The following is a 22,900-nucleotide window of genomic DNA, read 5'->3' as shown; positions in this document are numbered from 1 at the left end:
ACCATAACATATCACACTTTCTTTATTGTGTTAATAATAACTATATTCAAAAAAAGGGCTTTCTCACTCGTACTTTAACGTTTTTTCACTTTAAAATAAAGAAACATTCCAATGAAAAATAATAGAACGATTACTATTCCAATCATCCACTTTTCTACTACAAATGGATTCACTTGAGCCACAACTGCTTCCTTTTCTTTCACTTCAAAAGGAACCCGTTCCCCTCGAACTATCAATCTATGTGTATTTACTCCATAAGGTGTGCATGTAACTAACGTAACGTAATCTTTATCTTTCACAACTAATAAATCATTCGTTTCATTTGGTAATACAACTTTTATTTGATCCACCTTATAAGCAAGCACTTTATTTAATGAATGTATGTAAAAAGTATCCCCCTTCTTCAACTTATCCAAGTCCGTAAATAATAAAGCAGAAGGCAAACCACGATGCCCCGTTAAAACAGCATGCGTACTTTCTCCCCCTACTGGCAAAGAAGAAGTATTAATATGTCCTACTCCACGGCTCAAAACATTTTCAGATGTGCCAGCATAAATTGGAAGCTTTACATCAATTGTAGGAATTTCAATATACCCCATACTCTCACCTACATTTAATACATCTGCATACGAACGTCCACTCTCGTCGCCCCCTTTTTCATTAAATGGATCCGAAAATGACTGTGACGTCGTCTGGACATTTTTATTATATTCATTCGCTTCTTTCTCCCTACGTTCAATTTCTTTTTGCTGTAACTCTTTTACTTTTTTATCATACGAACTAACCGCTGAATAATGAGCTCGTGTTGCTAACCAATTACTAACTGTTGGATATAAGAAAATACAAAGTCCCAATAAAAAAATAGCACCAAATATAATGTTACGTTTCATCATATCCTCCTATAAAGTGAAACTTTAATCAGTGTAGGTTTTGTTCACCCCACTGATTGTTAGCCCTCAAATAACGGGCTAAAATGCCGAAAAAGAGGAAAGGCCTCCCTCTCCTCTTTTCATTACCATTTAAATCGCTTATTAATTATTTGTTGCTTTTTTTCTAAAGAAAACAAATGCTGCTATCATCATTAATACAAGACCTACTACAGTAAATAAGATTGTACCGATACCACCTGTTGAAGGTAAAATCCATCCACTCTTATTATTTTCTACAGTAAGTGTAACTGTTTTATGATCAGCATCAATCTTTACATGAATTGGCTCTCTTAATTGTTGATAACTACCTGTTGTACCATCTTCTTTTTCATAAGTTGGAGCTTTCGTTTCCACAACTTGATACTCACCGTAAGGTAGCTTATTCCATGTAATTACACCATTTTTATCAGATGTACCTACTACTTTCTTTCCATCGATTTCTACTGGATTTCCTTTTGTATCTTGCAGCGCAAATTCTGCACCTTCTAATTTCTTACCATCTTTTCCATCAACTTTCGTTAATGTAATACCACCAGTCGTTGGAGTAACGATAACTGGTTTTGTTGCCTTCTCACCTGTTATATCATCTTTGTTTTTAAAAGTAATTGTTGCCGTATTCGGGATCTCTACTCCTGTTTCTACGCCATCTCTAATTTGTGCTTTAATTTGCAAATGAAACTCTTTTTTGTTATCTAATTTAGAGAAATCTTTTACAGTAGCCGTTACTTTTTGACCGTCTACAACTACTTCTACAACACTTGCATCTACTACTTTACCATCAATTTTTACAACTGGTTGATCTTGAATTTCTAATCGACTATCTAATACATCTGTTACGACATAATGTTTATAATCCTTAATATCTTCTGGAATTAGTGTTTTAATATCATAGTTATAATCCGTCTTCGTATTAATTGGTAAATTGTTTAAATCTCCATTAATCTTCTTATCAATTGTTGGTTCTTCATAGTTTTTCACATCAACTTTAACTACTTCACCAGAAGTAACTGTACCATCTTTATTAATTACACCTGATTCTTTAATGAAGAATTCATATTTTTTCGTATCCAACACATAACCATCTAGCGCTTTCGTTTCTAAAAAGTAATACTTCCCGTACGATAAGTTACCGACACGAATTTTACCATTTCCATCTGTCTCCAAACCTTTTTCTAACTCTGTTCCATCTTCTTTATATAAAGAGAATTGAACACCCTTTAACGCTTTATCTTTCATACCAATTTTTGTTAATTCTACTGCACCACGTTTCGTTTCATTTTTCGGATAAATTTGAACATCATATGTTAATACTTTCCCATTTTCACTTGTCATCGGGATATCAACTTTGTATGTTTTTGTGTCTATATTTACATGTGGTGGTCCAGAAATTTCTTTCACTTCGTAACGACCTAGTGGTAAATTGTCAAAAAATGCAATTCCATCCTCATTAGTTTCAATTTCAATTGGAACTCCATTTACTAGTTTGATGTCTTCTTTAACGATTTTTCCATCGTTTGAAATTGTTCCAAATGATTCAACTTGTTTAATTTGATACACAACTCCTGCTAAAGGCTTCGCACCTTTAGGAATTTCTACTCCTTTAGAGTTACTTTCTTTTAAAGCTGGACTATCAGCCGGCTCTTGTTCAAATTTATGAATTGTTAACGTACCTTTACTTGGGCTTTTCGATTCTGCTTTTATTAATATACTTGGCAATGAAGCAAATGTTAGCAAACAGATTAAAAACATACTTAAAAACTTTTTCATTTCTCGTTCTCCTCTTCTACCAATTTAATATTCTAGTAATTACTATTTCTCTTATGGAAAAACAAAAATACAACTACAATCATTAAAAAAGTACCAATTAAATAAAATACATTTGTTCCAACACCGCCTGTGTTTGGAATTTCCCACTCGCTTTTTTTGTTTTCTACTTTTAACGTTTGTGTAGGTGTCGCTGCCGTTACCTCGACCTCAATTGGATCACGGAGCAACATATATCCATTCGGCGCTTTCACTTCTTTAATCGTATATTTTCCAAACGGTAATTTCTCTAAGCTAGCCTTGCCATTTTCATCTGTAATTAACTTTCCAACTTCTTTCCCTTCTTGGTTAAAAACTTGAAATTCCGCATGTTGCAACTTAATATTTTCATCAGCTGCATCTACCTTTTCAATTTCGATCTTACCTATAGATGGCGGAATAACAACTACTTTATTCGAACTAATTGGCGTATTATCAAATACGAGCTCTGCTATGTTTGGCACGCCGCCATTTGCAATATATTTCGCTAACACCTCTACTGGTGTACCTTCTGCTATTTTGCTTTTAATATGCATCGTGTACTTTAAACCAGCTAGATACGCATATGAACCATCTTTCTTCTCTAACTCAATTGTCACTTTCTTTGTTTGCTTATCAATGTTCGGTGTTACTTTTACAACTTCACCTTTTTCATTCATAAGCTTCACATCTAAAATATCTAGAATATCCTCTAAGTCATCTTGTAAAGTAACCTTCTCTAAATTTGCGGTATCATTGCCAAATTGGTATGCTACATTCCAAGTAAACTCTTCATTTCTCTCTTGTAATGTACCTTTTTCCACTTCTTTCTCATTTTGAGTAGAAACGGTTTTTGTTACTTTCGGTTTTTCCTTCGGAGGAACCACATACACTTCGTTAGATTTCACTGATTTATTATTTAGTACTAACTCTGCTGTATTTGGAATTCCACCTTTTACTATATAACGTGCTAATTCTGATTGATTTACACCATCAGCAATTTTAGATGTAATTTGCATCGTATATACTTCACCTGTTAAATACGCATAACTTCCTTCTTGTTTCGGTACTTCAATCATTACATGTTTCTTAGCAGCATCAATTTTGGGTTTTATATTTACGACTTCACCTTTTTTATTGATGACCTTCACATCTAAAATGTCTAAAATATCTTCTAAATCATCTTGTATAACGATAGAATCGTATCCACTTGGTGAACTTCCAAATTCATACTGCACATTCCAAACAAATTTCTCTTTTACATTGGATAATGTAGCCTTTTCCACGTTCTTTTCATCGTCATCCGATACAGTCTTGCGTAATTTCGGCTCTTCAATTGGTGGCTTCACAATGACTTTATTAGAAACAACTGGATTGTTATCTATAATGAGCTTTGCCGTATTCGGAACGCCACCTTTATCTAGGTACCCTTTGATCACATCGATATTTGTACCAATCTTTATCTTCGCTTTAATCGTTAATCGATATTGTCCACCAGCTAAATGCGCGTACGAATCACTTTGCTTCAGCAACTTATACGTAACAATTGCCTTCTCTTTATCTATAACTGGTGTTACTTTCACAGCTTCGCCTTTTTCGTTTAACAATTTCGCATCTAAAACTTCTAAAATATCTTCCAAATCATCTTGTATAACGATTTCTTGTTTTGACTCCACGTCAAATCCAAAGTTGTAATTGACATCATATACAAATTCTTCATGCAATGAATTTAACAATGCCTCATCGACCAATTTTTGATCTGAATCAGAAACTTTTTTCGTTACCGCCGTAGTACACTTAGTAGCATTTTCATTTGGAAGTGCCTTGACGGTTTGAATATCAAACTTTTGATCAAAGAACATAAAATATCCATCTGCAACGTTAAATTCTTTCGATTGCGGTGTTTTTTCCTTCACCTTATAAGTGACTTTATACGTTCCTTCCGGCTGTCCGTCTAAATCCCAAATGATCTGGTTCCCTTGTAGAACAGGTTTCGTATTAACACCATTTAGACCAGACCCTTGCACACCTGTTACAAGTAAATCATTATTAATATTTAAAACCATCTTATCTTTTTCTTTTTTCGTCACTTTTGTGACGGTTTCAATTAAATTCTTCGTGAACTCTTCAATATCATTCGCTAAAACAAACCACTCTGATTTTGTTGCCATCTTTTTTAACTCTTGCCTTGCATACGGTCCTACTTGTGTATCGTATTTATCATAATATTGGTCAGATGCTGCTAGCATATTTTTATCTTCCCAAAAAGCTGTAACAAGTTTATATCCCGCGTTTTTTATATTTTGAGCCTCTGTAGTTACTTCCTTCAAAGCACCTACATAATCTTGCCCATATTCACTCGACTTATAACCTTTAGCTTTATCCTCATCCGTTACTTGATTTGTTAATTTATAAATATAGCCATCCTTTCGAATGTTAGCAACACCATCTGTAACAAGCAGAAAAACTGTTTCTCGGTCTGGGTCGTTTTGCCCCTTCGCTTTCTCATACTCCGCTAACGCAAACTGAAGACCACTAGCAGTTGGTGTACCGCTATTCGGAGTAATTGTATTGATGCCATTCTTTGCAAGGGTGAAGTTACTAGTTAATTGTGCTTGCAAGGTTGTTTTGATCCCAAGACCACTATTCGAAAGCACCTTACCATAACTATCTTTATATCCCTTATAATCTTGATAACTAGTTACCATCACCCGATCTGTCTCAGGGTTTAGTTGATCCACGATATTGCCCAATGCTTTTTTCACATCCGGCATTGTTTTTTTTAAACTTCCACTTGCATCTTGCACAATAACAAAATCAACTTTCTTTTGTTTTGGTGCCGGCCACTTAAAACTTAGCTCCCCTTCATGCTCCCTTAAACACATATTCCCTGTCGATTTAGTTGTTACCTTATGCTGTATCGCTTCCACCGTATTAGCAGCAACCGCTATTATCCCTGGGCTAATCACTTGAAACACGAGTAGAAGCAACAAAAATAATGTGACGTTCTTTTTCATCGTTCCATCCTCTCACTTAACATAAATTTATCTCGCCCCATTTCCCCCTTTTTCGCCAAATTACTTTTACGCTCAAAGTATAAATTGGGACACTGAACAAAAACTGAACAAAAATCGAAAAATAAAAATATTTAAACAACTTATTATATATAACAATTAATAAGAATCATTTATACTAGTAATTACAAATAATTACCATGGAATATTTATGGTTATATTTAGAGGAATGAAAAACCCCCTATTTTGTCTAAATATTTATTGGTGATATGACTTGAGTTAAATCATTAAACAAGATTGTAAGAAAGAGGTAATGAACTATGAGGGCAATTATTGTTGATGATGAACCATTAATACTCCAAAGACTTGAAAAGATGTTAAAAGAACTTCAAATTTTTAAAGATATCGTTTGCTTTGATGATTGTGAATCTCTTAGTTTTTATAGTAAACGTCATACAATTGATGTCGCCTTTCTTGATATTGAGATGCCTGAAAAAAATGGCGTTATGTTAGCCCGCGAACTACAATCAAAACATAAAAATATAAAAATAGTTTTCATTACAGGACATGACCGTTATGCGGTTGAAGCATTTGAAATTTATGCATTGGATTACATTATGAAACCTATTACGAGGGAAAGATTGCATAATACTATTCAACGTCTTATGCAAAACATGACGATTGAAACAACTAATTCCGCTACAATAGAAACTTCGATACTCAATTGCCTTGGTGAGTTACATTATGTAGATCATGAAAAAAACAAAAAAATCCCCCTAGAAAAATGGCGCACAAAAAAAGCGAAAGAACTATTTTTATTTTTAGTTCATAATCGAAATAAAGTTATTAATAGAGATACTTTAATTGAATTACTATGGTCAAATACTGATTTAGAACAAGCAAGAGTAAATCTACATTCAGCCATATATCAAATTCGAAGAACCATCCATGCTTACGAAATGAATGTAAACATTACTCGAGTGAATGACGGATATAAACTCGATTTACAAAACATTTTGATTGATGTTGATCTATTCGAACAAGCAGCAGCCGCGCTTCCAAAAGAAATATGTAGCGATACATTTGATAAATACATTGCATTCCTCTCTTTATATACTGGAGATTACCTTATTGATATGGACTATTGGTGGAGCGAAGGAGAAAGAACAAGATTACAAAACTTATATTTTCAACACGCCTTTTCCCTTATTCGTTTTTATATAGAAGGTGCGAATTACACTGAAGCAATTGATATTTGCATGCGTATGCAATCTATGAATCCATTTGAAGAAAATACGTATCACCATTTAATTTCCTTATACGCTAAAACAGGGAATAAAACAGCTAAACAAAATCAAGAAAAAATGCTACACAAATTATTAAGCGATAGCGAACTTACTATGATATAAAGAATCTCTCAATATAGATTCTTCATTTTTGCCATTCTCAGCTATCCTATGCTACATTTATTCCGGCATATAAATATTGAATAATAAGGCGGGAATAAAATGAATACACCTAAAATCGGAATGATTGGTCTTGGAAATATTGCACAGAAAGCCTATCTCCCAACACTTACAAAAGAAACAAATTGGAATTTTGTAGGGGCGTTTACACCTAACGCAGAGAAAAGAAAACAAATTTGCCAGCAATATCGTATTCAAGATTTCCATTCTATTGAAACGTTAGCTTCGGAATGTGATGCAATCTTCGTTCATAGTTCAACTGCTACACATTATGAAATTGTTTCTACACTTTTGGAAAAGGGAATCGATGTTTATGTAGATAAACCGTTAGCGGCTACTACTGAACAAGCTGAAAAGCTAGTCGAAATGAGTGAAAAGTACAATCGGAAATTAATGGTTGGATTTAACCGCCGCTTCGTCCCTATGTATGTCGCTGCAAAAGAGCAGGCTAATGATATTTCATGGATTCGGATTGAAAAGCACCGCACAAATAAAGTCGGGCCATATACGTATGACTTTACTATGTTAGATGATTACTTACATATTGTAGATACTGCTCGCTGGCTAGCTGATGATGACCTTAACGTCGTTCACAATATGATGCAAATAAATGAAAAGAATGAACTTCTTTACGGACATCATACATATACAACTGCAAACGGACTTTTACTTTCTACAGCGATGCACCGCCATGCCGGTACAAATTTAGAACAAATTGAACTTGTGACGACAGGTAAAATCATTCGCGTAAAAAATATGAACACATTTGAAATTGAGCAGGAAAACTCCGTTTCACAAAGTGGTTCACCCTCATGGGAAACGACGTTAAAACAACGCGGCTTCGAAGATGCTGTTCATCATTTCATCGAATGTGTACATGGGGATACAAAGCCTATAGTAGATGGGTTAGAAGGATTAAAATCTCAGCAAATGCTACAATCTCTACTGCACGCTGCAAGGAAAAATTAAAACGGATACATTTTTCAGAATTTACTTTCATTCCCATTTCCCCTTTATTTCTATCAAAAGTTTCTATAGAATATGTTGATAGGAATTATAAATTTCATATTGAATCGTGGAAAGGATGGGAATAACACATGTGGAATGAGTTTAAAAAGTTCGCCTTAAAAGGAAACGTAATGGATTTAGCTGTCGGGGTCGTAATCGGTGGTGCATTCGGTAAAATTGTTTCTTCATTAGTAGGCGATGTTATCATGCCATTAATTGGTCTACTACTTGGTGGAATAAACTTCAAAGGACTTTCCTTTACATTTGGTGGCGCAGTTGTAAAATATGGTGCATTTATTCAAACAGTTGTCGACTTCTTAATTATCGCATTCTCTATCTTCTTATTCATTAAACTGTTTAATAAACTAACGTTGAAAAAAGAAGAAGAAAAAGAGGAAGAAATTCCAGAACCAACAAAAGAAGAAGTTCTTCTTGGCGAAATTCGCGACTTATTAAAACAACAAAATCCCTCTAAAGATAGAGCATAATTGAACGGATAAAAGGCATGCCCCTTTCGGGGCATGCCTTTTTTTATATGTTATAACGTTTCCGAATTCATATGAATAAATATAATAATACCTGCAACCATAAGTACCATAATGCTACCTGCAAATAGTGTAATACCGATAAACATTAAACTCGTACTTAAATCTATCGAAATACTTTCAGTAAAAATAGAAATTACATACGTGATAAGGGCGATTCCTGCAAGAATACTTCCTGGAACAAATCGCTTTAAGCCATTTTGTTTTAACGTCATATATGCAAAAATAGCAGTCATGCAAAGCGTAATTATCCAAAGAACGATCATCTCTTCTCCCCCCTCACAAGCCTTTTCTTTCTATTATACATGACATTGCCCTATAATAGTTAAATTTGCACTTATGTGACATATAACAAGGAATAACCCCATCTATAGCAAATGTCTTCCAACATAAACTAAGGAGGTTTCAAAAAGTGTTACATGTGTTCGAATTAAATGAAACACCATTTGAGACAGGAAAAGAATTATATGCAGGGTTTTTACACGTTAAGAAACATGAACATGTAGATACAGTAGTTAAACAATATTATCCTGAATATGAATAAAAGCTCACAGCAATCGCTGTGAGCTCTTTTATGCTTACTTCGTTGAATCTCTAAATTGGATACGGTGAGGTAAGATAACCGTGTGATCTTCTACTTTTTCTTTGTTCATATATTTTGTTAGTAGACGCATTGCTACTGCACCGATATCATACATTGGTTGTACAACTGTTGAAAGCTGTGGACGTACCATTAAGGCAAGGCGAGTATTGTCAAAACCAAGCACTTCGATATCAGTTGGTACGTTTAATCCAGCGTCTTGTGCTGCGTGGATTACACCTAGTGCCATTTCATCAGAAGATACGAAAATTGCTGTTGGTTTTTCATCAATGCTCCAAAGCTTTTCAAACGCTTCTAGACCTGAATCATATGTGTAATCTCCATCGATTACAAGATTTTCATCATATGAAATACCTGCTTCTTCTAAAGCTTTTTTATAACCTTGTAACTTCTTCGCGCTTCCCGCTTTATCAATGAAAGGACCAGAGACGAAACCGATACGTTTATGTCCTTGTTCAATAAAATGCTTCATTGCATCGTAAGCTGCTTGTGTATAATCGATATTTACTGATGACGTTTCATTTTGCTCATCAAATGACGCTGCTAATACAATTGGTACTGGAGATTTTTTGAACTCTTCAACGTGAGTATCTGTAATATCTTCACCCATGAAAACAATCCCGTCCACTTGTTTCCCAAGCATCGTATTTAATAAGTGGAACTCTTTCTCTTTGTTTTGGTCAGAGTTACTTAAAATGATGTTATATTTGTACATTGTTGCGATATCTTCAATTCCACGAGCAAGTTCTGCATAAAACGTATTTGAGATATCAGGGATAATAACACCCACTGTAGTTGTCTTCTTACTTGCTAGTCCACGTGCAACCGCATTTGGGCGGTATCCTAAACGATCAATTGCTTCTAATACTTTCTTTCTTGTTGTAGGCTTTACATTTGGGTTACCGTTCACAACACGTGATACAGTAGCCATTGAAACATTCGCTTCACGCGCTACATCATAGATTGTTACGTTCATCTCTTCGCACACTCCTTCTATTTATGTTATCTATTTTTATGTATCGGTTCACTTGAATGAAAAAAAGACATCAACTCTATTTGCAGATGCCAACAATCGTCCCGAGTTCTTCCTTTTACTAATGATACGATAAAAACGCAGGCTCATACAATATTTTCCCGCAAAAGTTTCGAAAAAATTCGCTTCTTTTCTCGTATTTTCGTATTTTTTATGCAAAAAGGGCAATTTTTGTAAAAAGGAGATGTCCCATAAGTAAAAACTTATAAAATAAGAGGAGGCTGTTCCAAAATGTCTTTTTGGACCGCCTCTTTAAAAGTTTTTACAATTTACTTCCAAATACTTTTAATTCTTTCATAAACTCATTGAATTCCGGAATATCCATTTGCTGTGCTGCATCTGATAAAGCAACCGCAGGATCCGGGTGTACTTCTGCCATAATCGCATCCGCACCAATTGCCATCGCCGCTTTTGCAGCTGGTAATAGAAGGTCACGACGCCCTGTAGAATGCGTAACATCGACAACGACAGGTAAATGCGTTTCTTTCTTTAAAATCGGCACAGCGGAAATATCAAGCGTATTACGCGTTGCTCTTTCATATGTGCGAATACCACGTTCACATAAAATGATATTACCATTACCCTCTGCCATGATATATTCTGCCGCATTAATAAATTCTTCGATTGTTGCTGATAAACCACGCTTTAATAATACCGGTTTATTTACAGCACCAGCCGCTTTTAGCAGTTCGAAGTTTTGCATATTGCGAGCACCAATTTGAATAACATCAACGTAATCTAATGCCATTTCAATATCATTTGGATTTAAAATTTCACTAATAACAGCTAAATCATATTCATCTGCAACTTGGCGTAAAATTTGCAAGCCTTCTAATCCAAGACCTTGAAAATCATATGGAGATGTACGAGGCTTGAAAGCACCACCGCGCATTAATTTCAACCCTTGCTCTTTCATCGCTTCTGCAACTTGGCGTACTTGTTCATAACTTTCCACAGCACATGGCCCCATAATAAAATGCTGATTACCATCGCCAATTTTTTCACCATTAATTTCGACAATTGTATCTTCTGTTTTTTTCTTACGAGAAACAAGTAGCGCCTTACGATGATCGTCTTCTTGTAACTCTAAACCAGCTTGGAAAATTTGTTTGAAAATATGTTGTAAAGTTGATGTTTCAAATGGACCATCATTCTTTTCTGCAATTAAATTAAGCATATTTCTTTCACGTACAGGATCAAAACGTTTCACACCTTGTACTTCTTTTAAATTCCCAACCTCTTGCACGAGACGGCCTCTTTCACTTAGTAATTCTAATATTTGTAGATTGAGTTGATCGATTCCAGAACGTAAACGATCCAATTCTTGTGATGCCATAAGAAAGCCACCTTTTTCAAATTTCTATATGTTACAGTCATTAACTTTTTTAAGATAACTTATTATATCTGATACATATGCAGTTGTCACACGATATACAACAAAGAGTGACGTAGTGAACAGATAGAAAGAATACATGAGAATTTCATGCAAATATAGTAGTTTGCAATGAAAAAAAAGACAGTATTTAAACTGTCTTTTTTTATTATAGGAAAGAAACAAACGGCTTATCGCTGTCCTTCTCTTTTATAATAACAGCCTCGATTTTACTCTCGGACTTGATTTGTAATTGTACTTTAGCATCTTTAGGCAATTGTTCTAACATACTTTGAACAGCAATTTGAGAGAGCCCCATTAATTCTGATTTACCATTGTATTTAACGACAATATCCAGATTTAATTTATCCATACGATTTTGCTTATATGAAATCTTAGCATTAACTGGAATATAATCTCCTTTAGAAAATTCCTTTATCGCTTTAGAAAAATCATTTAGCTTTTTATTATCTTCTCCATGTGCTCCCTCAAATTCTTGAGAAGGATACGAATACGACTTTTCATCAATAGCTTCCCAATTCCCAAGATTTGTATCGTTCTTTTGAACAGAAGCGCTAGAAATATAAGTACCATTCTTTAAAGAACTTGTACTTTCTTGCTTAAATATAGCAAACGTAATTGGAGATTTGTTATATTTATCATTTTTATTAATAGCTTCTATAAGCTTCTTAGCGACTTCAGTACCTTTAGAAATAGCTTCCTCATTAGATACATTTGAAGACATAGCTAAACCAATAACTACACCAGACAAGCTTAGTTCGTTTGAATTTTGTTTGCCGAAATAGTCCTGTTCTATAATATTAGTCACAACCGGTACTTCTTGTTTCGTAACTAATTCATCAATAGTTTTCTCTGGAATATACTGATTTAATTGTAATACGTAATTTTCTGTATCAAATTGTTTTGAAGCAATATTCATTAAACCACTTTCATATTCTGCTAAATCTAGTTTAGAATTCGTTGTAACATTAACTGTATTAATTACTTTTTGTTCCTTTAAAGGAATAACAGTTCTATAGTACTCCTTAGAAACCGCAGTTCTTGGAATCATACTTTTTTCTTTCGTATCTTTCTGTACAACTTCATCCTTCTTACCAATAGTATCATTACTGCAAGCCCCCAGTAATAAACTTACGGTTGTGAAGAATAACGCCATTTTCTTCATTGCTTAAAACCCACTTTCAAAATTCAATTTACTTAGTTCTAATGTATTTATAGTGTACCACTAAATATATTGCAACAAAATAAAAAAGAAGCAAGCCTCTCGCTTGCCTCTCTACTTTACATTCTCTTCTAAAGCTTCTTTTTTAATATTCCAATGAGATGTATGCCATACTACCATTCCATCTTTTATGTATAACACTTGCGGAGATTCATGCTTAATACTGTATTGCTCTGCAACATGGTTCGAAACGTCTCTCGCATCTTGTACGTATAAGTAATATGCTGGTACTTCTCTTTCTTCACCACAATACGCTTGAAACTCTGTATATGCACCGTGGCTAATTGGACATGTTGTACTATGTTTAAAAAGAACATATGGCTCGTTCTTTTCTACTAACGCTTCAAGTTCTTCAATCGTTTCAATTTTTATCATACTCATCATTACTCACCTCTCATACGAAGTCTAGAACGTTTCTCTCTCTTTTCAGCCTTCTGCTCAGCTCTCTCTAGTTTACGCTCTTCTTTTTCAATCTTTTTCTCTTGTCTCGTAGCACGGTAATGGTTGTATACTTCAATTGCTGCGCTACTCCACTGTACAACTTGTGCTACTTTATCTGCATTATTTTCAATTTCGTCCGTAACAGACTCTGACACATTGCGAAGCTTCGTATTTAAAGAGTGAATCGTCGTTCCGATTCCATCCACACCTTCTACTACTTTATTTAGCGACTGTGACTTCTGTTGAATATCATCAGCTAACGCATTTGTCTTATGTAATAATTGCTCCGTCTCTACACTTATTCCTTGCATTTGCTTTTCTAAACCTTCTAACGTGCTTGCAACGTTTTCTAACGTCTTCTGAACCGATAACAACGTTCTGCATGCATATACTACTAATACAGCGAAAGCAACTGCAATAATAGCCGCACTTACATATAAAAGAACTTGCATTTCATCACTTCCTTTATCTTTTTCATACTTTCTCCTATTATACAATCATTTTCCGTTTCATTCTAATCCCTATCTTTTCATTAGAATTTTCATACTTATTCGTTAACTTTAACATAAATCATTCAACAAATTCCACTAAGTAGGTTACAATAGGAGAGGATACATAATTAGTAAGGAGGCTTTACATATGAAAGATCCACGCATTGAAAAGTTAGCATACAATTTAATTAACTACTCTATTCGCTTACAAAAAGGCGAAAAAGTATTAATTGAAAACTTTGGCTTACAAAAAGAACTTGTAACTGCACTTGTAAAAGAAGCATATGCAGCTGGCGGTTTCCCATTCGTTTCTTTAAAAGACCACTCAGTAGATCGCTCTTTATTAATGGGTGCTACGGAAGAACATTTCGAACAAATCGCTACATATGAAGCGAGCGTAATGAAAGATATGGATGCTTACATCGGCCTTCGCTCTGGTGATAATATTAACGAACAAGCCGACGTTCCAAGTGAACGTATGAAAATTCATGGCCAAACAGTTGGTAAAAAAGTTCATAGAGACATTCGCGTTCCGAAAACACGCTGGGTTGTTCTTCGCTATCCAAATGCTTCTATGGCACAGCTTGCTAAAATGAGCACAGAAGCTTTCGAAGACTTCTACTTCGAAGTATGTAACTTAGATTACGGAAAAATGGATAAGGCGATGGATAGCCTTGTTGCATTAATGAATAAAACAGATAAAGTTCGCTTAACTGGACCTGGAACTGACTTAACATTCTCTATTAAAGACATTCCAGCTATTAAATGCTCAGGTCATTTAAACATCCCAGATGGTGAAGTATACTCTGCGCCAGTTCGCGATTCTGTTAACGGTACAGTTTCTTACAATACACCATCGCCTTACAACGGCTATACATTTGAAAATGTACAACTTAAATTTGAGAATGGACAAATCGTTGAAGCAACTGCAAACGATTCAGAACGCATTAACAAAATCTTCGATACAGACGAAGGCGCACGCTACGTTGGTGAGTTCGCAATCGGTGTAAACCCATACATCTTACATCCAATGGGAGACATTCTATTTGATGAAAAAATCGATGGCAGCTTCCACTTCACTCCTGGACAAGCTTACGACGATGCATGGAACGGCAACAACTCTAACATCCACTGGGATTTAGTATGCATCCAACGCCCTGAATACGGCGGCGGCGAAATTTACTTCGACGACGTACTAATCCGTAAAGACGGACGCTTCGTTGTACCTGAACTAGAAGCTTTAAACCCAGAGAACTTAAAATAATATAAAAAAACGCTCGGAATTGTATCCGAGCGTTTTTTTATCAGTACTGTAATAAAGTGAAACTTTAATCAGTGGGGGTTTTGTTCATCCCCCACTGATTATCAGCCCGCACCAATCGGGCGTTTACGGGCAGTTGATCTCCCACCTAACTTCTTTGCTCCAGCCGAATTTTGAGGTGGGAGTCTTACTGCCCGTTAATGCGGGATAAATCTTTAGCCACATCCTCTGGCACTTTAAAACTCATTTTCTTATTTGTTATTTCTTCCCAAACATATCTATTTTCACATTTGGATTCTCTTTTTCAACAAGCAATAAAAACTGTGTCATATCTTGTGGCATCGCAATCATATGTACTTTATATGTATTCGTCGTAATTTCAAGAGACTTTCCGACCTGACGGATAATTCTCATATCTTTTAATACAATGTCATCATTTAAAATACCGTACTTTAATACACCATTTTCTACTTTATGTTTTTTAATAAACACCTCCCAAACGAGTGGTACATTTACAATAAAGCATACACCCATCCCAATCAACGCTGACATCCACTGCTCTTTATTTATGAAAAACATGACAATTGGATACACAAACATAGAAGCTAACGTGAGACTAACGAAAATCAACGATGACTTACTTCTTTGAATCGGAAAGTTCATACCTACATCACCTAACCTAAATTATACTATATTTCCCATTTTTATTTATAAAAAAAGGCCATTTCTGAATGACCTTTTTAAACGATGTACCTATAAAACTTCTTATCTACTTCTAGCACAGGAAAACTTTTTGGCAACTCTTCTATATTCACACTTTGGAAACCATTCTTTTCGTAAAAACGGTGTGCCGCTAGAAATTTAATTGTTGTTCCTAAATAAATGTCTTCCAAGTTCTGTTCCTTCGCCCAAGAGATTGCTGTTTGAAGTAGCATTCTTGATGCACCCCATTCTTTTCCGCGGAACTCTTTCTTCACAAACATTTTCCTTAGCGCTACTTGACGATTCCCAATATCTAATAAAGCTATCGTTCCAACTACTTTCCCATCATAAGTTGCCACCCAAAAGTTTCCTTGATCCCTTTGATAGAACGTTTCTATTTCTAGTAAGTCAGGCTGCTCTTCTTTCGTAATTGGGACATTGTATTCTTTTTGCTGAATATGAACAATGAGATCTACTACTTCATCTTGAAACTTACTTTCATATGGCACAATGAAAATTTTCTCGTTCATCGAATCTCCTTCCATTCCGAAGCTAGTAAACTATACACAGCAATATCCTGGAAATGATCATATAGCCATTCTTCATCTCTTAAAGTACCATCTAACTTAAAACCTAAACGTTCTGGAATTGCGCGGCTTTTCGCATTTTCAACACCGCACCGGATTTCAATTTTATTCAGTTTCAAGTTTTCAAATGCATAATGAAGCACAGCCTTCATACTACGCGTCATAATGCCTTTCCCACCAGCATCTTCTGCAAGGTAATATCCAAGACTCGTCGCTTTCTTCCCCCAGCTTACCGGATGAATACCTACCATCCCAACGAGCTTTCCTTTATAACGTATTCCACTTTCAAAACCGTCTCCCTCTGCAAATTTCTTTAACCACATCGGAAAAATCTCATCATAAGCATCAGCAGATTTCGTCCCATCTACCCACGGAAGCCACCTTCTTAAATGATTACGATTTTGATCTATTAATTCATATAGTTCCTCTTTATGATGTTTTTCTAATAGTTGAAGTTCGATTTCATTATCTACTCGGAGTGTGAACATATTTTTTAGCCCCTTTTTATTTTTCTTATTATTCTAACATTTCTAGATAGAAAATGTTAAATATTCACACTTTCTTTCGATCTTATCTTAATAAAGCCAGAAGAATATAGTACTCCCGTAATAACTAATATTATCCCTATACATTGTACGGCTGTTATATTTATTCCTTCTACAAAAGAAATAATCATAGTAACAACAGGCACTAAATTAAAAAATAAAGATGTTCTCGCTGCACCAATTTGAGCGATTCCATTATTCCACCATAAGTAACCAAGCACACTCATTCCAATTGCCATAAAGATGATAGATATCCAAGCTAATAGAGGAATTTCTAACACTGGTACTACACTCTTTTGCGTGAAAGATATCATAATAAAAGCAAGTGCCCCAATAGTCATCGTATATGTCGTCGTTTGTATTGGACTACCCGTCTTAATAAATCTTCTACTTAATACGCCGTATAGTGCCCAGCAAATATTCCCTAATAAAATATATAAATCACCTTTTGAAAACGATAAATTTTGTAGTATTGCAAACGAACCTTGTGTAAGGACAAAAACAACACCAAGTAGTGCAAGTAACATTCCAATCGCTTGGTGCTTCACTATTTTCTCTCGTAAAATGACACTTGCTAATAACGTCGTAACAAGTGGATTTGTCGCCATAATAAGCGCTCCATTAATAGCTTCTGTATGTTTCATTCCTAAAAAGAAAAAGAAGTTAAAACCGAATACACCAACTATACCAAGCAAAAGGTAATAAACCCTATTCTGCCTCCATACTTCCAACTCAAAATCTTTTCGTATTTTTAAGAGACATAACATCACAAGTGCAGCAATTCCAAAACGCCATGCCGCTATATGAATCGCTTCGAAATATTGCACCGCATATTTCGAAGCATTAAAGGTCCCACCAGTAAATATGGAAAATCCTAATAACTGAGCATATACTTTATTCTTCATTGTCGGCCTCCGAGTCTTTTCCCTCTAGAAAACCGTAATAAATTTCTAATTTCTCCTCTGTTAACTGAACTACTTTTTGCAATTGCTCCTGTTGTTCTTTTAACCGCTCTAAGTGAGTTGTTAAAATTGAAATTCTCTTTTTTACTTTCGTAGGTACTTCCTCTTTCCGCTGTTTGATTTCCTCTATAATGCATCCATCACTTGCAAACTCAGCCATCTCTTCTAATGACATTCCAGTTTGCTTTAATGAATATAAAAATTTTAATAGCCGCACATCACCTTCTGTATACTGCCGAATACCACTATTTCGCGTTGGTGGTGGTAATAAACCTAATTTCTCATAATAGCGTAAAGTGTGAATACCCATCCCCGTTAACTCTGCTACTTCACTGATTTTATACATATTCTCTCCCCCTTGTTTTTACATTTTCATCTTACAACCTAGAGTTGACTCTAGGTCAATACATAAAGTGAAACTTTAATCAGTGGGGGTTTTGTTCATCCCCCACTGATTATCAGCCCTCACCAATCGGGCTTTTACGGGCAGTTGATCTCCCACCTAACTCCTTTGCTTTACAGCCGAATTTTGAGGTGGGAGTCTTACTGCTCGCAAATAGCGGGATAAAAATCGAACACAACAAAAAAAGACGCACAGCTCAGCTATGCGTCTTTTTTCTTACTTCTCTGCAACTTGAACTTCTTTTACGTAAGCTGCTTCGAATTTTTGGATGTCACCTGCGCCCATGAAAATAAGAACGCCGTTTTTATGTTTCTTTAATACCTCTGTTGTTGTATCTGTAATTAGCTCTGCACCATCGATACGTTTTTGCAGATCTTCAATTGTTAATTCACCTTTGTTTTCACGTGCTGAGCCGAAAATATCACATAAGTATACTTGGTCAGCCTTGCTTAGGCTTTCTGCGAACTCATCTAAGAATTTCTCTGTACGTGAGAATGTATGTGGCTGGAATACAGCGACAACTTCACGCTCTGGATGTTTTTGACGAGCTGCTTCAATCGTTGCATTAATTTCTGTCGGATGGTGTGCATAGTCATCAATGATAACTTGCTCTCCCATCGGCTTTTCATTAAAGCGACGTTTTACACCTTCAAAAGTTGTTAATTGATGTTTTACTGCTTCTACATCAACGTTTTCATAATGGCAAAGCGCGATAACTGCTAATGCATTTAATACGCTGTGATCGCCGTATCCTGTAATTTTGAACGTGTCATAATACGTATTACGAACGAATACATCGAATATAGTACCATCAGTTCTCTTTTGGATGTTACGTGCTTGGAAATCATTATCTTCTCCAAATCCATAGAAAATAACAGGTACTTTTGCTTGAATTTTTTGAAGTTCTTCATCATCACCACATGCAATAATACCTTTTTTCACTTGCAATGCCATCTCTTTGAATGCACTAAATACATCATTGATGTCTGCAAAATAATCTGGATGATCGAAATCGATATTTGTCATAATTGCATAGTCTGGATAGTAAGACAAGAAATGACGACGATACTCACAAGCTTCAAATACAAAATACTTACTATTTTCTACCCCATGCCCAGTTCCATCTCCAATAAGGTATGATGTTGGGTGTGCACCTTGCATTACATGGGCTAACAAACCAGTTGTTGATGTTTTTCCATGTGCACCAGTTACAGCAACACTTGTATATTTGTTCATAAGATCACCTAAAAAATGGTGGTAACGGTGTACTGGGATATTTAATTCTTTCGCTGCTACGATTTCTTCATGCGTATCTGGAAATGCATTTCCTGCGATAATCACTTGTCCTTCTTTAATATTATTTTTATCAAAAGGAAGGATGGAAATACCACGCTTTTCCAATGCTGTTTGTGTAAAGAAACGCTTTTCATAATCAGACCCTTGAACAGTATGCTTCATGTCATGAAGAATTTGCGCTAATGAACTCATTCCTGTTCCTTTAATTCCTACAAAATGGTAAACTGTCATCTTAAAGAACCTCCAACATTTCGAACTAATACAACGGCCTATCTATAAGACAGTATATGAATCTTTTCTTATTTTGGTAATCATCATACATTTCTGATGCAGTGAATTTCTTTTTACCTTCACCTATCAGGATAAACTCGTACGTACTTTTTTTATGTCCATAACACATTTATTATAGCAAAAAACAAGCCGCTATACTATGATAACAGAAAAACTGATAGGGTCAATCACCTATCAGTTTTTCTCGCTTTTACATATCTTTTTTTGTTTCTAATTGAACACGCTCTAGACGTGGGTTTGGACGGTATTTACGACCAGCTTTTGCTTCTGGTTTTCCATTTAATTCTACGTTATCACCAGTAAAACCAATATTCATTTTTAATAAGCTGCTTCCTACTCCGTATATATCGACAGGAACATTTTGAGCTTCAAATTCACGAATACGCTTCTCATCAAATCCACCAGTTACAACGATATCTACATGTTGGAACCCTTCCTCATCAAGAGCCTTACGAAGTGCAAATACAAGCGATGGATTTACACCACGAGGATCAAATGTTCCAAGTACTTCTGGGTGACGAATGAAGTATTGATCAATCATTGTACGAGACGTATCGACACGTACACCTTTTAATATTGATCCAAATTCACGCGCTACGCGAAGTGCATCTGTAATGACATCATTGTTGTAATCAATTAGTACGACTAATTCATCCTCTGGGAATTTTTTATGATATGCTTTTGCAGCTTCAACAACATCACCATTAAACATTTGAATTAATGCGTGAGGCATCGTCCCCATACCACTTCTGCCCCACCATTCATTCATTGCATGCGTCGCTTGTGCGCTCATACCTCCGATGTATGCCGCATAACCGTCACCAGCTTGTTGCGTATAATGATCATCACGATCTCCCATGAAAATAACCGGTTTTTCTTTGTCTACGCTACGTGCAGCTTGGACAACGTTATATACGTTTGTCGCAACTGATGTACGACGAGCTAAAATCCCATCAATTACACCTTCTAAAAAGCCGAAGTATTCATAAGGACCATGAATTGTTAAAACCGTTTCAAATGGACTAATATTATCGCCATCCTTTAAAGAATGAATTTCTAATTCCTCAGGATTTTTGGCGAATGTTTGTAGCAATGCAATTACCTCATCTGTTCCGCAAAGAACTGCATGTTCTTTTTGGAAAAACTGCATTGTTACAACACTTTTTGGGCGAAATTCTTCAATGATTTCTCTAGTTTTTAAAAAGTAAACGGCAGAGAACCAACCGTCTCCAACACGTTCATCAAATTTAAATGTTTTATTTGTTAGTCGATTTATTTCACCTTTTAATTTTAATTCAATTTCTTTCATGTCGCTTTACTCCCTACTTTACTATCCAACATTTTCTCTTAGTATACAGCAAAACCGCGCACTATACATTCGTTTCCTGCATAGCAGCAAATTCATCCTCGGAAATAAGGACATCTCTCGGTTTCGTTCCTCTTGCTTCAGAAATAATCCCTTGCGATTCCATCTCTTCAATTAGACGTGCCGCGCGATTATAACCGATACGGAATTTTCTCTGTACAGAAGATGTGGACGCTCCCCCTTGCTCTACAACAAATTGACATGCATCAAAAAATAGTTCATCTTCAGACTCACTCTGCTCTGATTTTGCTAATAAATCCTCTTGCTTAAATAAGTAATTCGGCTTCATTTGCTTTTTCACATGGTCAACTGTTTTTTCGATCTCATCATCCGATACGTATACGCCTTGTACACGAACTGGTTTAGACGTGCCGTTTCCTAAAAATAGCATATCACCACGGCCAAGTAATTTCTCCGCGCCCCCAATATCGATAATCGTACGCGAATCAACTTGAGACGATACTGTAAATGCAATACGCGTTGGAATGTTTGATTTAATTAAACCTGTAATAACGTCTACAGATGGACGCTGCGTCGCAACTAATAGATGAATTCCACAAGCACGAGCTTTTTGTGCGATACGACAAATTGCTTCCTCAACATCACCAGGGGCAACCATCATTAAGTCCGCTAACTCGTCAATGACGATAACAATATACGGTAATGTCTCACCCGGAATTTCTCTCTCACTTACAATCGTATTGTAACGAGTTAAATCACGAGCACCAGCATGCGCAAACAATTCATAACGGCGTTCCATCTCTTCAACCGCCCACTTTAACGCAGCTGTAGCTGCTTTTACGTCAGTAATAACAGGTGCTACAAGATGTGGAACAGAATTATATGGTGCAAGCTCAACCATCTTCGGATCAATTAGTATCAACTTCACTTCATGCGGCTTCGCTTTATATAAAATACTCGTTAAAATTGCGTTAATGCACACACTTTTCCCTGAACCAGTTGCGCCCGCAATAAGTCCATGTGGCATTTTTCGAATATCCGTTACAATTGGATCACCTGAAATATCAAGTCCAAGCGCAACTGTAAGCGGTGATTCACTCTTTGTAAATACAGGACTCCTTAAAATTTCACGAAGGAATACTGGCTTACTTTCCTTGTTCGGAACTTCAATTCCAATTGCACTCTTCCCTGGAATTGGCGCTTCAATTCGAATATCTTTCGCAGCTAAACTTAATTTAATATCATCACTTAAATTTGTAATTTTATTTACTTTCACACCTGGGTCTGGTTGTACTTCAAAACGAGTTACTGCCGGCCCTTGTGACACATTAATAACATGTGCTCCAACATGGAAATTATTAAATGTCGTATTTAATAATTCTTCCTGTTCTTCTAGCCACTCTGTATTATCTAACGCTGCCTGCTGTGGAATCGACAACAACGTTAATGACGGAAGTTCATATTCCGGTGGCGTTTGTAGTACGTTGCGCATATCGTTCTCTCTTTGATTTACAACATATGCTTTCTCTTGTACTTCCGTACTTGAAATTGGCTCTTGTACTTGTTCAGCTACCACTACTTGCTGCACTGGCTTTTCTTCC

22 protein-coding genes are annotated in these 22,900 nt (G+C 35.8%); 5 read left to right on the top strand and 17 right to left on the bottom strand.

Annotated elements, in window-relative coordinates; translation table 11 throughout:
* Positions 1 to 74: 74 nt before the first annotated feature.
* The 3 genes from VK90_RS08795 to VK90_RS08785 all read right to left on the bottom strand — a co-directional run bounded on the left by VK90_RS08795 (position 75) and on the right by VK90_RS08785 (position 5,728).
* Entirely contained in the window at positions 75 to 890 is an 816-nt protein-coding gene (locus tag VK90_RS08795; RefSeq protein ID WP_048372106.1) for a class C sortase, read from the bottom strand.
* Between the two features lie 141 nt (positions 891 to 1,031).
* Positions 1,032 to 2,696 carry a SpaH/EbpB family LPXTG-anchored major pilin gene (locus VK90_RS08790; RefSeq protein WP_048372104.1) on the bottom strand — a complete coding sequence of 555 codons (1,665 nt, stop codon included), beginning with the start codon at positions 2,694 to 2,696 and terminating at the stop codon, positions 1,032 to 1,034.
* Positions 2,697 to 2,728: 32 nt separating this feature from the next.
* Positions 2,729 to 5,728: an isopeptide-forming domain-containing fimbrial protein gene (locus VK90_RS08785; protein ID WP_048372101.1), complete on the bottom strand. Its 3,000-nt coding sequence runs from the start codon at positions 5,726 to 5,728 to the stop codon at positions 2,729 to 2,731.
* A 317-nt stretch (positions 5,729 to 6,045) separates the two neighbouring features.
* Here VK90_RS08785 and VK90_RS08780 point away from each other — a divergent pair, with 317 nt between their 5' ends.
* From VK90_RS08780 to mscL, 3 genes are all read left to right on the top strand, one after another.
* On the top strand, positions 6,046 to 7,134 hold the full coding sequence (locus VK90_RS08780) for a response regulator (RefSeq protein WP_048372099.1): 1,089 nt from the start codon (positions 6,046 to 6,048) through the stop codon (positions 7,132 to 7,134).
* Positions 7,135 to 7,233: 99 nt separating this feature from the next.
* Positions 7,234 to 8,160 carry a Gfo/Idh/MocA family protein gene (locus VK90_RS08775; protein WP_048372097.1) on the top strand — a complete coding sequence of 309 codons (927 nt, stop codon included), beginning with the start codon at positions 7,234 to 7,236 and terminating at the stop codon, positions 8,158 to 8,160.
* 128 nt (positions 8,161 to 8,288) lie between these two features.
* Positions 8,289 to 8,687, top strand: coding sequence for a large conductance mechanosensitive channel protein MscL (gene mscL / locus VK90_RS08770; RefSeq protein ID WP_048372095.1), 399 nt, complete (start codon positions 8,289 to 8,291; stop codon positions 8,685 to 8,687).
* Positions 8,688 to 8,737: 50 nt separating this feature from the next.
* On the opposite strand, the gene VK90_RS08765 is transcribed toward mscL, so the two are convergent.
* Positions 8,738 to 9,010: a DUF3917 domain-containing protein gene (locus tag VK90_RS08765; protein ID WP_000636596.1), complete on the bottom strand. Its 273-nt coding sequence runs from the start codon at positions 9,008 to 9,010 to the stop codon at positions 8,738 to 8,740.
* 146 nt (positions 9,011 to 9,156) lie between these two features.
* Between VK90_RS08765 and VK90_RS30655 the strand changes: the two genes are divergently transcribed.
* Positions 9,157 to 9,288 (top strand): hypothetical protein, encoded by a 132-nt coding sequence (locus VK90_RS30655; protein ID WP_376769444.1) that lies wholly within the window; start codon positions 9,157 to 9,159, stop codon positions 9,286 to 9,288.
* Positions 9,289 to 9,322: 34 nt separating this feature from the next.
* Here VK90_RS30655 and ccpA read toward each other — a convergent pair whose 3' ends face one another.
* The 5 genes from ccpA to VK90_RS08735 form a co-directional block, all read right to left on the bottom strand.
* On the bottom strand, positions 9,323 to 10,321 hold the full coding sequence (gene ccpA / locus VK90_RS08755) for a catabolite control protein A (protein WP_048372092.1): 999 nt from the start codon (positions 10,319 to 10,321) through the stop codon (positions 9,323 to 9,325).
* A 319-nt stretch (positions 10,322 to 10,640) separates the two neighbouring features.
* Positions 10,641 to 11,714 carry a bifunctional 3-deoxy-7-phosphoheptulonate synthase/chorismate mutase gene (locus tag VK90_RS08750; RefSeq protein WP_048372091.1) on the bottom strand — a complete coding sequence of 358 codons (1,074 nt, stop codon included), beginning with the start codon at positions 11,712 to 11,714 and terminating at the stop codon, positions 10,641 to 10,643.
* Positions 11,715 to 11,919: 205 nt separating this feature from the next.
* Positions 11,920 to 12,936, bottom strand: coding sequence for a CamS family sex pheromone protein (locus VK90_RS08745; protein WP_048372089.1), 1,017 nt, complete (start codon positions 12,934 to 12,936; stop codon positions 11,920 to 11,922).
* A gap of 111 nt (positions 12,937 to 13,047) precedes the next feature.
* Positions 13,048 to 13,374, bottom strand: coding sequence for a bacillithiol system redox-active protein YtxJ (gene ytxJ / locus VK90_RS08740; protein WP_025147632.1), 327 nt, complete (start codon positions 13,372 to 13,374; stop codon positions 13,048 to 13,050).
* Between the two features lie 2 nt (positions 13,375 to 13,376).
* Positions 13,377 to 13,886, bottom strand: a complete 510-nt coding sequence (locus VK90_RS08735; RefSeq protein ID WP_002173808.1) for a DUF948 domain-containing protein — start codon at positions 13,884 to 13,886, stop codon at positions 13,377 to 13,379.
* A gap of 187 nt (positions 13,887 to 14,073) precedes the next feature.
* Between VK90_RS08735 and VK90_RS08730 the strand changes: the two genes are divergently transcribed.
* Positions 14,074 to 15,189 (top strand): aminopeptidase, encoded by a 1,116-nt coding sequence (locus VK90_RS08730; RefSeq protein ID WP_025147634.1) that lies wholly within the window; start codon positions 14,074 to 14,076, stop codon positions 15,187 to 15,189.
* A 255-nt stretch (positions 15,190 to 15,444) separates the two neighbouring features.
* Here VK90_RS08730 and VK90_RS08725 read toward each other — a convergent pair whose 3' ends face one another.
* From VK90_RS08725 to VK90_RS08690, 8 genes are all read right to left on the bottom strand, one after another.
* Positions 15,445 to 15,849 (bottom strand): PH domain-containing protein, encoded by a 405-nt coding sequence (locus tag VK90_RS08725; RefSeq protein ID WP_048372086.1) that lies wholly within the window; start codon positions 15,847 to 15,849, stop codon positions 15,445 to 15,447.
* 77 nt (positions 15,850 to 15,926) lie between these two features.
* Positions 15,927 to 16,418 (bottom strand): GNAT family N-acetyltransferase, encoded by a 492-nt coding sequence (locus VK90_RS08720; RefSeq protein ID WP_048372084.1) that lies wholly within the window; start codon positions 16,416 to 16,418, stop codon positions 15,927 to 15,929.
* Positions 16,415 to 16,963: a GNAT family N-acetyltransferase gene (locus VK90_RS08715; protein ID WP_048372083.1), complete on the bottom strand. Its 549-nt coding sequence runs from the start codon at positions 16,961 to 16,963 to the stop codon at positions 16,415 to 16,417. Before VK90_RS08715 ends, VK90_RS08720 begins: the two co-directional genes overlap by 4 nt.
* A gap of 56 nt (positions 16,964 to 17,019) precedes the next feature.
* Complete coding sequence (locus tag VK90_RS08710) at positions 17,020 to 17,925, bottom strand: DMT family transporter (RefSeq protein WP_048372081.1); 906 nt, start codon at positions 17,923 to 17,925, stop codon at positions 17,020 to 17,022.
* Positions 17,915 to 18,328 carry a MerR family transcriptional regulator gene (locus VK90_RS08705; RefSeq protein WP_002173814.1) on the bottom strand — a complete coding sequence of 138 codons (414 nt, stop codon included), beginning with the start codon at positions 18,326 to 18,328 and terminating at the stop codon, positions 17,915 to 17,917. The genes VK90_RS08710 and VK90_RS08705 overlap by 11 nt, the downstream gene beginning before the upstream one ends.
* A 273-nt stretch (positions 18,329 to 18,601) precedes the next feature.
* Positions 18,602 to 19,912: a UDP-N-acetylmuramate--L-alanine ligase gene (gene murC, locus VK90_RS08700; protein WP_048372078.1), complete on the bottom strand. Its 1,311-nt coding sequence runs from the start codon at positions 19,910 to 19,912 to the stop codon at positions 18,602 to 18,604.
* A gap of 250 nt (positions 19,913 to 20,162) precedes the next feature.
* A complete protein-coding gene (locus VK90_RS08695) occupies positions 20,163 to 21,281 on the bottom strand; it encodes a nicotinate phosphoribosyltransferase (protein WP_002173816.1) in 1,119 nt (372 codons plus the stop codon).
* A gap of 61 nt (positions 21,282 to 21,342) precedes the next feature.
* Positions 21,343 to 22,900: DNA translocase FtsK (locus VK90_RS08690; protein WP_048372075.1), on the bottom strand; the 1,558-nt coding region annotated here is incomplete at its 5' end.

The sequence above is a fragment of the Bacillus sp. LK2 genome, assembly GCF_001043575.1.
In the GTDB taxonomy this organism is placed as follows: domain Bacteria; phylum Bacillota; class Bacilli; order Bacillales; family Bacillaceae_G; genus Bacillus_A; species Bacillus_A paramycoides.
The sequence above is the reverse complement of the archived record's forward strand: the minus strand, read 5'-3'. Positions and strand labels throughout refer to the sequence as shown.